Origin of the sequence: Streptomyces sp. NPDC051217 (assembly GCF_044455465.1) — a bacterium.
In the GTDB taxonomy this organism is placed as follows: Bacteria; Actinomycetota; Actinomycetes; order Streptomycetales; family Streptomycetaceae; genus Streptomyces.
This window is the reverse complement of record NZ_JBITEV010000003.1, coordinates 376,527-389,482: the sequence shown is the minus strand read 5'-3', so window position 1 is coordinate 389,482 and position 12,956 is coordinate 376,527. Positions and strand designations below refer to the sequence as shown.

Below are 12,956 nucleotides of genomic sequence, written 5' to 3'. Positions count from 1 at the left end.
CGGCCAGTATCAGCGGCATGGGGCGACGCAGAGGCGGGGCGCAACGCGATGTTCACGAACCGCAGGAGCGGCCCGGATCGCAGCCACAGGAATCGGCTGCCGGGGTGTCCGTATTGATGTCAGCAGCCGGGCGAGTGGTGGGCGCGCAGCAGCCCTTGCCCTGCCAGGCGTCGCGGCCCTCCCTGACCGCTATGGCGGCGATAACCAGGGCAGCGATCGGGTCGGCCCAGGACCAGCCGAGGGTGGCGTTGAGGACCAGCCCCGCCAGGAGGACGGCCGACAGGTAGGTGCACAGCAGCGTCTGCTTGGAGTCCGCGACTGCGGAGGCGGAGCCGAGTTCGCGGCCCGCTCGGCGCTGGGCAGCCGACAAGAACGGCATGATCGCCAGCGACAGGGCGGCGATGACGACACCGGGGATGGAACGGTCGGCCTCGCTACTGCCGACCAGGGCGCCGACGGCGTCGAACGTCACGTAGGCGGCGACCACGAAGAAGGAGACAGCAATGATCCGCAGCGTGGTCTTCTCCCGGGCCTCGCGCACGGCGTGGTCGCGGGCGGAGAACTGCCAGGCGACCGCAGTAGCCGACGAGACCTCAATCACGGAGTCGAGACCGAAGCCGATCAGAGCCGTCGATGAAGCGATGGTGCCAGCGGTGATAGCCACGATGGCCTCAATGGCGTTGTAGCTGATCGTCGCTGCCACCAGCAGGCGTACGCGCCGGGCGAGGACATCGCGGCGCGCCGGGGACGGCCCGATGGATATGGAGGCCATCAGCAGCAGCCCTTCTCGGCGGTATTTGGGCAGGTCGTGTCCGACTCGACCGCGACCACCGCGGCCAAGAGGTGATCCAGTGCGTGGCCGAGGCGTTCGTCGGCAAGCTCGTACCGCGTGCGTCGGCCGTCTGGCACCGTTACGACCAGCCCGCAGTCACGCAGGCAGGCCAGGTGGTTCGACAGCCGGGTCCGGGAGACCCCCAAAGTCTCGGCGAGGTCGGAGGGGTAGGCGGGAGCCTGGCGCAGGGCGAGAAGGACCCGGATGCGGATCGGGTCGGCGAGCGCGCGGCCGAAACGGGCCAGCACCTCGATGTCGGAGGTAACAGTCAGCATGCCTCGACAGTACAGAAAATGCTGAATTCATGAAAGTATGAATCGTCGCGCCGGCCTCCACGTTCGTGACCTACCTCCATCGTCGGCGCGGCCACCTGCGCGCTGCTTTCCCTGGCGCCGCCTGCGTCCCGTTTGACCTTCGAGTCGAGTTGACAGGGCCCAGAATGCGCCGCCGCGATCATCCTCAGTCCACAGAAGTTGCGCGTGGTCCTCGCCATGGCTCGCCAAGTTCGCAGGCGACATAGGCGGGGTTGGCGGGGCGCTTGGGGGTGGCTTGCTCGGCGATCTGGGCCGGGGGTGGTAGCAGAGTGACAGCGGTGCATTTCAGCATCGCGGCTCCTTGGGGCGGAACAGATTGGGGCCCTGCTCGTGCGTGAGTGCAACCCGCGAACAAGCTGGGGCCTGTGTCGGTGTGGGTGTCAGTCGCTCATCGACACGTGCCACCTTCCAGAGGGACAAAAGTCAGAAGACGGGAGTTCACTCGCTGTCGGCAGCGAGGAACGAAACGCGCGAAGCGTCTGCCTGCATCGGAGCGAGCGGCCTACAACGGCCCTGGGTCTCGGATAGCGGCGGGGCGGACCCCGCTACCGGCCGCCCGAAGAGGCCCCGAGTAAGGCCCGGTTCACCAGTGAGGTTGAGTGGGTCTGAGGGCGTCTCCAATCGCATTGCACGGGGCGGCCGGGTCGGTGCGGCGTCCCCGGCGTCCCTGACGCTGTAGCGACCCGGGCTCGCGACGAGCGGCCGACGGCCCTGCTCTCGGCTGTGTGTCGTCCTTGGCGCTACTCCGATCGGGTGACGCGCTGACCTGGGACTTGTGGCATATGCCGGGATCCTGCGTTACTGAACCTATTCCAACCAATGGGCAGCCCGTACCACTCGGGGCGCGTGGTGCCAGGGTGGGCTGTCCCCTCCACACGTGGGGAGGGTGTAGGTCTTCCGGGATCACGATGGGCACCCCGAGGAGGTTGGATCGCCAGTCGGCGCCGCTGACGCGGTGCCGACTGGTCTGTTTGTGCCGGTCAGGCGGAAATCGATGGCGTACGCCGGTGGTACGCAGGCGCCCGCCGTGGCGCGCTCAACCATCCAAATGCCGTGATTGACACCTTGTCAGAGGTACCTCCCTGTGGGGTACTTGAAACAGCGAACCGGTGGGCCGCCCATCCCATAACCGGGGATCACGGTAAAGGGCGGCGTCTGCCGGTTCTTCCTTTGTGCGCCTACGAGGGAACTCCGTTGCCCAGACGGCACGGTTCAGCCGTCCGTCCTCCCGCGAGGGTCTTCCGCGAAGGTCGGCCCGGTGGCCCCCCGGTTCCGCTGTGTCCTCTGGCCCTGTCCTGTCCAGCGAGGAGTCCCTCCATGCCCATCTCTCCGAACCAAGGATCCACCGGCGGTGGCACTCCGGTGACCATCACCGGTACGAACCTGTCCGGCACCACCGCCGTCACCTTCGGCACCAAGCCGGCCACCGGCGTCGCCAACGTCTCGCCCACCCAGGTCACGGCCGTGTCGCCCTCGGGCACCGGCAGCGTCGGGGTGACCGTGACCACCGCGGGCGGCACGAGCAACCCGCTTCCGTTCTTCTACGTCGGAGCCCCGTTCAAGTCCTCGCTCGGGCCGACCTCCGGTCCCCTGGCGGGCGGCAACACGGTCACGATCAACGGTGTTGGGCTGGCGACGGCCACCGGTGTGTCTTTCGGTGCCAACACCGCCGCGCCGACGGTCGTCTCCGACACCCAGCTCACAGTCACCGTGCCGGCGGGCGCAGCGGCGGGCCCTGTCGGAGTGAGCGTGACCACCGCGGGCGGGACGAACAACGGTCTGTCCTACACCTACGTGGACGTCCCCACCGTGACCACTGTCGCGCCGACCTCCGGGTCGACGTCCGGCGGTACCGGTGTGACCATCACCGGCACCAACCTCGGCACCACCGACTCGGTGACCTTCGATGGCAACCCCGCGCCGTTCTCCGTGGTGAACTCCACCACGGTCTCGGCGGTGACGCCGCCCGGCACCGCCGGCGCGGTCGACGTGGAGGTGACCAACCCGGCCGGCTCCGACACGGCCGTCGGCGCGTTCACCTACGTCGCGCCTCCCGGCATCTGACCCTCAACCAAGCTGCCGCCCGGTCTTCACCGGGCGGCAGCTTGCCTTGACTACCGCTGCCCGAGCGGTAGTTCTCGCCTCTCCGCCGTCCGACCACGAGATCGTCAGTGGGCGGACGGCCCTCATCCGCCGACGCCCCAGACGCGGCGGTTCCCCCGTGCCCGGACCGGCATCGGCGTCACCCCGGGCTTCGCCCAGGCTGCCATAGGAGCATCCTCATGCCGCCCACGATCAATACCATCAATCCCTCGCAAGGGCCCACCACCGGGGGCACCACCGTCACCCTCACCGGCACCGGGATGACGGGGTCCACCGCCGTACGGTTCGCCAGCAGCAACGCCACCTCCTTCACCCTCATCTCCGACACTCAGATCACGGCGGTGAGCCCGCCCCGCGCCGCGGGTGCGGCGGCGGTGATCGTCGTCCATCCGACCGGCAACAGCAACTCGGTGACGTTCACCTATGTCGTGGCACAGGTGCCGGTGGTCACGGGTGTGGCGCCCAGCAACGGTCCGACGTCGGGCGGCACGAGTGTCACCCTCACGGGAACCGGATTTACCGCAGCCACAGCGGTGACCTTCGCCGGTGTCCCGGCGACGTCGTTCATGGTGAACTCGGCCACCCAGATCACAGCCGTGACACCTGCCGGAAGTGCCGGCGCCGCCGTGGTGACCGTCACGACACCGGGGGGCACCAGCGCCCCGAACGCCTTCTTTTTCTACGCCGCGCCTCCCGTCCTCAACGCTGCCGCCCCGGCCCAGGGCCCGACGGCCGGAGGCGTGGTGGTCACATTGACCGGGAGTAACCTGCTCAACGCCAGCACCGTACGGTTCGGCAGCACCAACGCCGTCTCCTTCACCGTGGTGTCGGCGACGCAGATCACGGCCACCGCCCCGCCGGGTACGGGCAGTTCACCGATCACGGTGATCACTCCGGGCGGCACGAGCAACCCCGTCGCCTTCACCTATGTCGCCACACCCACCCTGACGGCACTGGTGCCCAGTAGCGGTCCGACGTCCGCGGGCACCGTGGTCACCCTCACCGGCACGAACCTGGCCGGCGCTTCGGCCGTCACCTTCGGGGGCACGGCCGCCTCGTTCACCGTCGTGTCGGACACCCAGATCACGGCGGTCGCCCCCGCAGGCCCCGCGGGTCCGGTCACTGTGACTGTGACCACGGTGGGCGGTACCAGCCCGGGGCTGACCTACACCAGGGTCGCCGGGCCCGGCATCTGACACCCGGACGCCGGGGAGGGAGCCGCCACACACACCTCGAACAGCACCTTGTGCTGCTCCCCACTCGGCTGCCCGACGACCGGTTCAGGCTGATGATCCAACCAGGTTACTTGTGGGCGCCGTCTCCCTGGAAGGCAAAAGGGATCGCCATAGCGTGAGGCTGCACGGCGCCCGCAACCCGCGGGCCCGGCGACAGAACAGGGAGCCGATCCGGTGAGAATCACACCACGCAGAGGAAGACTGGTCGTCGCCACAGCCCTGGCAGCCGTGCTGGGGCTGGCCTCGCCCGCCTGGGCCGTAGGGTCCAGCACCACGGTGACGGCCACTCCGCAATCCGCCGAGGTGGGCACTCAGGTGCAACTGGCGGCCCTGGTCGACTGTGCTGCCAACGTCACCGGCGGGCTCGGCGTGACGTTCTTCGACGGCAACGTCCTGCTCGACACCGTCCCCGTGAACGCCAACGGGCAGGCCAGCCACACAACCACGTTCAGCACAGTCGGCTCGCACACCATCACCGCCGCGTACAACGGCAGCGCGGAGTGCGACGCCTCCAGCAGCACCACGACCGTTCAGGTCACGTCCGCCCCGACGCCGCCCGGTCCGCCCCCCGGCTTCTGTCTCCTCGCCTGCGGCGGACTGATCAACTTCTCCACCGGTGACATCAAGAACACCGTCAACATCTACAAGTAACAGGACCCGACCCAGAACCAGCGGAGCTTGCGCCAGGCGTACTACTCACGAGCGTTGTTGGCGGTTGCCGAGTTCTTCTCAGAGGCGAAGACCTCCGGTGTGGTGCAGCTTACGAGAACTGCACCGCACCGGAGGTCTTCGTGTCCCACCGTAATGCCCGGCTGATCATCCATGGCACGCGGCCGCCGGCCGTGGTGACCTCTGACAGGACACTCGCGGCCCGGTCTTCACGACCAAGTACGGAACCCCGATCGAGGCGGGGAACCTGACCCGCATGTTCGCCTTGCGGGCCCGTCGGGCCGGCCTTCGCGTCATCCCGCCGGGGAACACCCGGCACACGTGCAACTCGCTCCTGGTCGCGCTCAAGGTGCACCCGAAGATCGCTCAACGCATCCTGCGGCACTCGCAGATCGCCATGACGACGGAGGTCTACGCCGGGGCGAGCGAGGAGGAAGTGCGCGCTGCGGTCGGCGACTTGTCGGACGGGATGGGCGGTACCGGCTGACAGCGGTTGGCGCGGTTGCTGTACTTCGTTGCCGTTCGGCCCCACGCGAGAGGCCCCGGACTTGTCGCGCGCAGGGGCGGGCGCCGCCCTGCGACACCCTATCCGCCCATTGCCGACCCGTTCGTCAGCGTCAACATTGCCGTCAGAATGACGACCAGCGGTGTCACACCCCAGACTTCCACACCGACGAGTCACACGGTTTCCAAGAGTCCAACCTGCCCCATTTGGTTCAATGAACTAGCCGAAGAAATCCATTCCGCATAGTCGAAAGAACCCGAACTGTTCGACATGTGGGGTTGAAATATTTACGACATTTTCTCGAAATATTGAAAATAGAATCCATCAGGACTCCTCTGTGTGTATTGCCGTGGCGGGGAAATTCATGCGTAATCTGCCCCCGACAGAATGAAGGCTTTCCGGGCGATCGGTAGCGGGCCCGGCCGGCCCCCGTCTCCCCACAGAAATGGTCTCGATGAAGCTCAACATCCCTGGCGTGGTTCGACGACGATCCGTTTCGGGCTGGCTCACTGCCGCGCTCACGGCCACGGTCGCCGCCGCGATGGTCGCGATGACGCCGACCCAGGCGCTCGCCATCGCCACACCCGTACCCCTCGGCACAGCCGACGCCTTCGCTGTTCTCGCCGGTCAGTCGATCACCAACACCGGCCCCTCCGTCATCACCGGTGACATCGGTGTGAGCCCCGGAACGGCCATCAGCGGCTTCCCGCCCGGCCTGGTCCTCGGCGTCCAGCACTCCGCGGACGCGGTGGCCCTGCAAGCCAAGTCCGACCTCGTGGCCGCGTACAACAACGCCGCCGGACAGGCCACGGACGCGGTGCTCCCGCCGGACGCCGGCGGTCTGACGCTCGTTCCCGGTGTCTACACCGCGCCCTCGACGCTGGGTCTGACCGGCACCCTCACCCTCGACGCGCAGGGTGACCCCAATGCCGTCTGGGTCTTCCAGGTCGGTTCCGGGCTGACGACGGCCTCCGCCAGCCGGGTCGCGCTCATCAACGGCGCGGCGGCGTGCAACGTGTTCTGGAAAGTCGGCAGTTCGGCCACCCTGGGCACCAACTCCACGTTCATTGGCAACATCCTGGCCCTGACCTCGATCAGCGCCACGACCGGAGCGTCCATCGACGGGCGTGCGCTGGCGCGCAACGGCTCGGTGACCCTGGACACCAACCGGATCACCCGCTCCACCTGCGCGGGCACCACCACGTCCGGGACGACCACCGGTACCACGACCGGCACGACCACGGGCACCACGACCGGCACGACCACCGGTACCACCACGGGAACCACGACCGGCACCACCACCGGAACGACGGGCAGCGTGCTCGGCGGCGTGCTCGGCGGTGTGCTCGGCGGCGCGACGACCGGCACCAACACCGGCGGCGTGCTGGGTGGCGTGCTCGGCGGCGTTCTGACCGGCGGCACCACGGGCGGTTCCACGGGCACCACCACCGGTGGCTCCCCGGGCGGGATCATCGCGGGCAACACGACCGGCAACACGGCCGGCAACACCACCGGCGGGAACACCGGCGGGAACACCGGCGGCGGGCACGGCGGTCACACCGGTGGGCCTGGCGGTCACACCGGTGGGCCCGGCGGTCACACGGGCGGGCCCGGCGGTCACACGGGCGGGCCTGGCGGTCACACCGGTGGCGGCAACGGCGGTCACACCGGTGGCGACCAGGGCGGAAAGCCTCCGGGCAAGCCGGACCACGGCTACGGCGACGACGAGGGCGACCACGACAAGCAGCCCCCGGAGCACGGCGGCTACGGCGACAAGCCCGAGCACCTGGTCTGACGAAGCCTGCCCAAGAATCGCGCCGCGCGGTGGAATCTCAGCGATTCCGCCGCGCGGCGCCCCACAGAAACCCGCGATGACTCCGGGTGTGAGTAGCTGATATGGAAAAGACAGGGGTGGATGTCGGTGCCGGGTGGAATTGATTCGGTGGAATCGGCTGAAGCTGTTGGGGCGGTTGATACGGCTCAAAGAGCGGTTTCGGCGGGAGCAAAGGAATCCGGCCCCGCCGGGGTACCGGCCACTTCCCGCGTACTGAGGGCGGGAATGCGCACCGTCGTATTCCTCTGCCTGGCGACCGTGCTGACTCACACGGTGCTGGTATTCCTGCACATCGCGCCGTCCAATGCCGTCTCACAGCGCTACGCCCGGCAGATCAACGCGTGGGTCTATCCGCTCTTCGAGCAGAACTGGCGGCTCTTCGCCCCTGACCCGGACTCCGTCAACCGGCAGATCTCCGCGCGTACGGCGCGCACCGCCGCTGACGGCACGGTCCAGGTGAGCGAGTGGTTCGACCTGACAGCCGTGGACAACGCGGCGGTCGAGCACACCCCGTTCCCCAGCCACACCGCGCAGAACGAGTTGCGCCGGGCCTGGACGTCGTACTTCGAACTGCACGGCGGGAGTGACGAATCGCGTTCGGAACGCGCCGTGATGATGCGGAAGTATCTGCGCAACATCGCGGTGGCCCGGACGACCGACCGGTTCGGCAAAGGAGCCGCGTACATCCAGCTCCGGGTCGTCACCCTGCCTGTCGCGGCCCCGGGGACGGACGGTAGACGTGCGGCCCAGGGCTCGCCGAAGACCCCCGAGACCCGGCTCCTGCCCTGGTGGAAGGTGACCTCCGATGGCAACTGAACAGCTCTCCGTGCGCGACCGGAGCAGGCGTCTGTACGCCTTGCTGACCGAACGGCCGATCTCGCTGTACGCCACGGCGGCGCTGCGCATCGGCTACGGCCTGCTCTATCTGGGCTTCCTGCTCCGGGAGTTTCCGCATCGCGACGAGATCTGGGGGCCCGGTTCGCCCTGGACCCCGGAGCTGGCCGCACAGCTCTACGACCAGACCGGCTGGGCCAGCATGCTCGCCCTCTCCGACAGCCGCACCTACTTCGAACTCTGCTACACGCTGGCCGTCGTCGTCTCCGTGCTGTTCGCGCTCGGCTGGCGGACTCGCGCCGTGTCCGTCTTCTTCGCCCTCGTCGTGGCCTCGTTCCACGCCCGGTCGATCTTCATGACGGACGGCGGGGACAACCTCATCCTGCTGATGGCCTTCTACCTCGTACTCACCGCCTGCGGCCGACGCTGGTCCCTGGACGCGCGCAGAGCGGCCCGGCACGGCGCGGCGGGCGACGGCCGTACGGCAGCGCCGACCAATCAACTCCGCGGCGCCCGGGTCATGTTGGTCACGGTGCTGCACAACTGCGGACTGATCGTCATCGCCGTCCAGGTCTGCTTCCTCTACGGATCGGCCGGCCTCTACAAGGTGCAGGGGGGTACGTGGGGCAGCGGCACCGCCCTCCACTACGTACTCAACCTCGAACTCTTCCGGCCCTGGCCGGAACTCTCCCGGATCGCGGACGAGCAGACCGTACTGCTCGCCATCGCCGGATACGCCACGGTGCTGCTCCAGGTCGCGTTCCCCTTCGTCCTGTTCGGGCGGCTCAAGTACCCGGTTCTGACCATGCTGTTGGGCATGCACATCGGGATCGCGGTGCTGATGGGGCTGCCGCTCTTCTCCGGCGCGATGATCGTCGCGGACCTGGTCTTCCTCCCCGACCGCTTCTACCTCGCACTGCGGTACCTGTGCGGGCGGGTGGTGCGAAGCGCCGTCCGGCGCGCCGGGCTGGGGAAGCCCACGAAACAGGCGGCCGAGGGCCTGCCGCCCACCGCCCTGCTGCCGCAGCAGGGCGGGGCCGACGGGCCGGCCGACTCCCGGGACAGGGCCGTGCCCCGCGTCCCACCCAGCCGGGGCGTTCGGTGACAGTCGTCTTCCCACCCCGGATGGTGGGAGGTCGCTCTCGGGCGATGGAAAGGGCTCCCAGGCCGGAGGCAGTAGGGCGGCGGAGCTGCCTCCGGCTGTCGGACCGGAGGCGGCTCGCTGGGGGGCCGGGAGTCTACGGCTGTCGGATCAGCTGATGTTCAGGGCGTTCCGCAGTGCCGATGAGAGTGATCGGCGGCGTTCCGGTGGCCCTTGGCGTTGGGGTGGACGAAGGCCACCTCGTCCGGGAACCGGTAATTGGTGATCGCGGAAAGCCACTTTCGGGCGGTTTGCTTCGGTGCGCTGATGATTCGCGTGCGACAACTGACAGACGCGGCGCGGTATGTGTCCAACGCGAGGCAGACGCTTGATCAACCGCGCCGCTCCCGGCTCGGCACCCCGCTCTCGGCCACTGTCCTGTTATCGATCTTGGTGGCCGAAGCGGGCACGTCGCGCCGGTGTGCCCCGTCCCCCGGTCCCGGTCTCGAATCGGGCACGAACGCGACCTGGGCTGCCGATCGGGGATCCGGGCAGGCGTCGACCGCGTCATCTGAGGCATGGATCTGGACAAGACGCCGGCCGGGCCGCGGACACCCGAACGATTCGAGCCGGGTGAGGGCTGTCTGACCACGGCGATCCGGATTCCGGTCCGGATCGTCGTGCTCGTTCTCGTCGTCCCGGTGCGTGTGGTCTGGGACCTGCTCGCCGCCGGCGCGAGGGTGGTCCACCGCTCCGTGCTGTCGCCGGTCGGGCGGGGGATCGGACTGGTCTGCTCGTGGGTGTACGAGACGTTGCTCGCTCCGGTCGGACGCGCCCTGGGTGTGGCGCTGGTGTGGCTCGGCAAGGCGCTGTTCGTCCGGCCGTGGGTGGCGCTGTGGAGGTACGTGGTGGTGCCCGTGGTGCGGTACGGGTTCGTGGTGCCGGTGGTGTGGCTGTACGAGAGGGTCCTCACCCCTGTCGGCCATGGCATCGCCTTCGTCTGCGCCTGGGTGTACGAGACCTTGCTCACGCCGATCGGGCAGGTGCTGGGCGTCGTGCTGGTGTTCCTGGGCAAGGCGCTGTTCGTCCGGCCGTGGGTGGCGTTGTGGCGGTATGTGCTGGTGCCGGTGGTGTACTACGGGCTGGTGGTGCCCGTGGTGTGGCTCTACCGGCAGGTCCTCACCCCCGTCGGCCACGGCATCGTCTGGCTGCTCACCGGCATCGGCAAGGGCATCGCGCTGGCCGCCGTCGGCGTCTGGACGGCGCTCGTCCGGCTCGTCGTCCTCCTGCTGATCACCCCGGTCGGCTGGTTCTACCGCGCGGTCCTCGCTCCCGTCGGCCGCGAGATCGCCGACGCGATCGGCGTCGCCTGGCGGATCGCCGGACAGATCTCGCGCGCGATCGGCCGCGGGCTCAAATGGCTGGCCTGGGTCCTGGTGGGGCAGCCGGTCAGCTGGTTCTACCGAGCCTTCTGCACCCCGGTCGGACACATGGTGCGCGACTACGTCTGGGCCCCGGCCAAGAAGGCAGCCGTCGAGACCGGCCGGGCGGTCGGGAGTGCGCTGCGCTCCGTGGGGCAGACGGTCGGGCAGGCCCGTCGCGACGCCTGGCGCGCCCTGGTCGGGTCTCCGCGCCCGGCCGAGCCTGTGGAGGCGTCGCTGGACGGGGCGCGTACGCTGGGAAGTACAACAACCGTCCCCGGCGCGGTACCCGCACCCGAGATCTCCCTGCGCAAGCAGGTGTGAGCCGGGTTTTCCGGGGCCGACCGCCCGGTCGGCCGCGCGTCTTCCGAGGGTGTGCGCCACAGCGCGCACCCCGCACCGAGGAGAAGAACCACTGGGCAAGCGACAGCCCGAAGGCCCCCCGCCCGCGCCGGCGGTGCAGCGCATCCGACTGCGTTACACCAAGCGTGGCCGCCTCCGGTTCACCAGCCACCGCGATTTCCAGCGCGCCTTCGAGCGGGCCCTGCGCCGCGCCGACGTCCCCATGGCGTACTCGGCGGGCTTCACCCCGCACCCCAAGGTCTCCTACGCCAATGCCGCACCCACCGGCACGGGCAGCGAGGCCGAATATCTGGAGATCGCCCTCGCGGCGCCGCGCGACCCCCACACACTGCGCGAACTGCTCGACGAGTCGCTGCCCACCGGGCTCGACATCATCGACGCCGTCGAGGCCCGTACCTCGGGACTCGCCGACCGGCTCACCGCCTCCGAGTGGGAGCTGCGGCTCGACGGGGTGGAGTACGAAGAGGCGGAGCGTGCGGTGGCGGCCTTCCTGGCCGCCGAGGTGGTGGAGGTCGAACGGCGTGCCAAGAACGGCCTGCGGACCTTCGACGCCCGGGAGCCCGTCGTCGACCTGCGGACACTTCCTCCACAGGCCGATAGGCCGGGGGCCGAGCGCTGTGCGATACTGCGGCTGGTTGTTCGGCACGTGACACCCGCCGTTCGACCCGACGACGTCCTTTCCGGTCTCCGAGCTGTGGCCGACCTGGCGCCGCCGGTCCCCGCAGCGGTGACCAGGCTGGCGCAGGGGCTCTTCGACGAGGAGTCCGGAACGGTGACCGACCCGCTCGCGCCCGACCGCGAGGCAGTCACGGCAGGCCCATCCACGGCCGCCGGACCCGCCGCCGCGAAGGCGCCTGAAGGTGCAGTTTCCGCCTAGGACGGTTGTTGTAGCGCAGCCCTTGGACTCGGGAGCCACCTGGGTCGGGCGGCGCGCTGACCACGAAGACTTTCGCCAGGCCGTGCGTGCAACGCGTACGTACGGAACCGGCGACCCAGACATAACAGCTCCTGTGCGGCGCCCGCGCCCCGGACGGCGGCAATCGCGCCTCAGCGCGGGCCGCGGCCGGACCGGATCAGGCGTGGCGCCCGGGAGCGTGACGGGAGAACCGCCCGCATGTCCCAGAACGAACCCGGTACGACCCGGGAGACCGAAGAAGAACTGAACAGCCCCAGCGACACGCTGCCGCCGCGCCGCAGGCGCCGCGCCGCGTCGCGTCCGGCGGGGCCGCCGTCCGCGGCGGCCGAGGCCGCCGAGGGGGCGAAGGCCACGGCGAACGTGCCGGACGACTCGACGGCAGCCGGAGCCGACAGCGGCACGGACGCGGTCCGGGCCGAGGCCGTCGCCGACGAGGCCGCGCCGCCGCGTGCCCGGCGTCGTGCGACCCGTAAGGTCGCGGCTCCCGCCGAGACGGCTCCCGAGCCGGTCGTCGAGCCCGCGCCTGTGGCCGAGACCGCCTCGGAGCCCGCGCCCGTCGCCGAGCCGGTGGCCGAGGAGCCCGCTCTGCCGCGTGCCCGGCGTCGTGCGACCCGTAAGGTCGCCGCCCCCGCGGAGAGGGTCGCCGAGCCGGTGATCGAACCTGTTGTGGAGCCCGCCGCCGCGGAGGCCGTCGCCGAGCCTGTCGCCGTCGCCGAGGAGCCCGCGCCGCCGCGTGCCCGGCGTCGTGCGACTCGTAAGGTCGCGGCTCCCGCCGAGACGGCTCCCGAGCCGGTCGTCGAGCCCGCGCCTGTGGCCGAGACCGCCTCGGAGCCCGCGCCCGTCGCCGAG

10 protein-coding genes and 2 pseudogenes are annotated in these 12,956 nt (G+C 69.6%); 10 read left to right on the top strand and 2 right to left on the bottom strand.

From position 1 onward, the window contains the following. Positions 1-52 precede the first annotated feature (52 nt). Positions 53-772, bottom strand: a complete 720-nt coding sequence (locus ACIBBB_RS09955; protein ID WP_398980501.1) for a cation transporter — start codon at positions 770-772, stop codon at positions 53-55. Continuing rightward, the gene (locus ACIBBB_RS09950) at positions 772-1,107 is read right to left on the bottom strand and encodes an ArsR/SmtB family transcription factor (protein ID WP_398980500.1); all 336 of its coding nucleotides are present in this window, start codon (positions 1,105-1,107) and stop codon (positions 772-774) included. The genes ACIBBB_RS09955 and ACIBBB_RS09950 overlap by 1 nt, the downstream gene beginning before the upstream one ends. A gap of 1,356 nt (positions 1,108-2,463) precedes the next feature. Here ACIBBB_RS09950 and ACIBBB_RS09945 point away from each other — a divergent pair. The 10 genes and pseudogenes from ACIBBB_RS09945 to ACIBBB_RS09900 form a co-directional block, all read left to right on the top strand. Further along, positions 2,464-3,210 carry an IPT/TIG domain-containing protein gene (locus ACIBBB_RS09945; RefSeq protein ID WP_398980499.1) on the top strand — a complete coding sequence of 249 codons (747 nt, stop codon included), beginning with the start codon at positions 2,464-2,466 and terminating at the stop codon, positions 3,208-3,210. A 218-nt stretch (positions 3,211-3,428) separates the two neighbouring features. Further along, a complete protein-coding gene (locus ACIBBB_RS09940; RefSeq protein WP_398980498.1) occupies positions 3,429-4,445 on the top strand; it encodes an IPT/TIG domain-containing protein in 1,017 nt (338 codons plus the stop codon). Positions 4,446-4,658: 213 nt separating this feature from the next. Further along, entirely contained in the window at positions 4,659-5,135 is a 477-nt protein-coding gene (locus tag ACIBBB_RS09935; RefSeq protein ID WP_398980497.1) for an Ig-like domain-containing protein, read from the top strand. A gap of 205 nt (positions 5,136-5,340) precedes the next feature. Further along, positions 5,341-5,640, top strand: a pseudogene (locus ACIBBB_RS09930) (tyrosine-type recombinase/integrase); the annotation flags it as partial. Positions 5,641-6,112: 472 nt separating this feature from the next. Beyond that, complete coding sequence (locus ACIBBB_RS09925; protein WP_398980496.1) at positions 6,113-7,453, top strand: ice-binding family protein; 1,341 nt, start codon at positions 6,113-6,115, stop codon at positions 7,451-7,453. Positions 7,454-7,717: 264 nt separating this feature from the next. Further along, positions 7,718-8,308 carry a DUF5819 family protein gene (locus tag ACIBBB_RS09920; RefSeq protein ID WP_398980495.1) on the top strand — a complete coding sequence of 197 codons (591 nt, stop codon included), beginning with the start codon at positions 7,718-7,720 and terminating at the stop codon, positions 8,306-8,308. Further along, positions 8,298-9,431, top strand: a complete 1,134-nt coding sequence (locus tag ACIBBB_RS09915) for an HTTM domain-containing protein (RefSeq protein ID WP_398980494.1) — start codon at positions 8,298-8,300, stop codon at positions 9,429-9,431. Before ACIBBB_RS09920 ends, ACIBBB_RS09915 begins: the two co-directional genes overlap by 11 nt. Positions 9,432-9,985: 554 nt before the next feature. Then, positions 9,986-11,152 carry a hypothetical protein gene (locus tag ACIBBB_RS09910; RefSeq protein WP_398980493.1) on the top strand — a complete coding sequence of 389 codons (1,167 nt, stop codon included), beginning with the start codon at positions 9,986-9,988 and terminating at the stop codon, positions 11,150-11,152. A gap of 133 nt (positions 11,153-11,285) precedes the next feature. Further along, positions 11,286-12,068 (top strand): TIGR03936 family radical SAM-associated protein, encoded by a 783-nt coding sequence (locus ACIBBB_RS09905; RefSeq protein ID WP_398980492.1) that lies wholly within the window; start codon positions 11,286-11,288, stop codon positions 12,066-12,068. Between the two features lie 237 nt (positions 12,069-12,305). Continuing rightward, positions 12,306-12,956 (top strand): annotated as a pseudogene (locus ACIBBB_RS09900) (ribonuclease E/G); the annotation flags it as partial.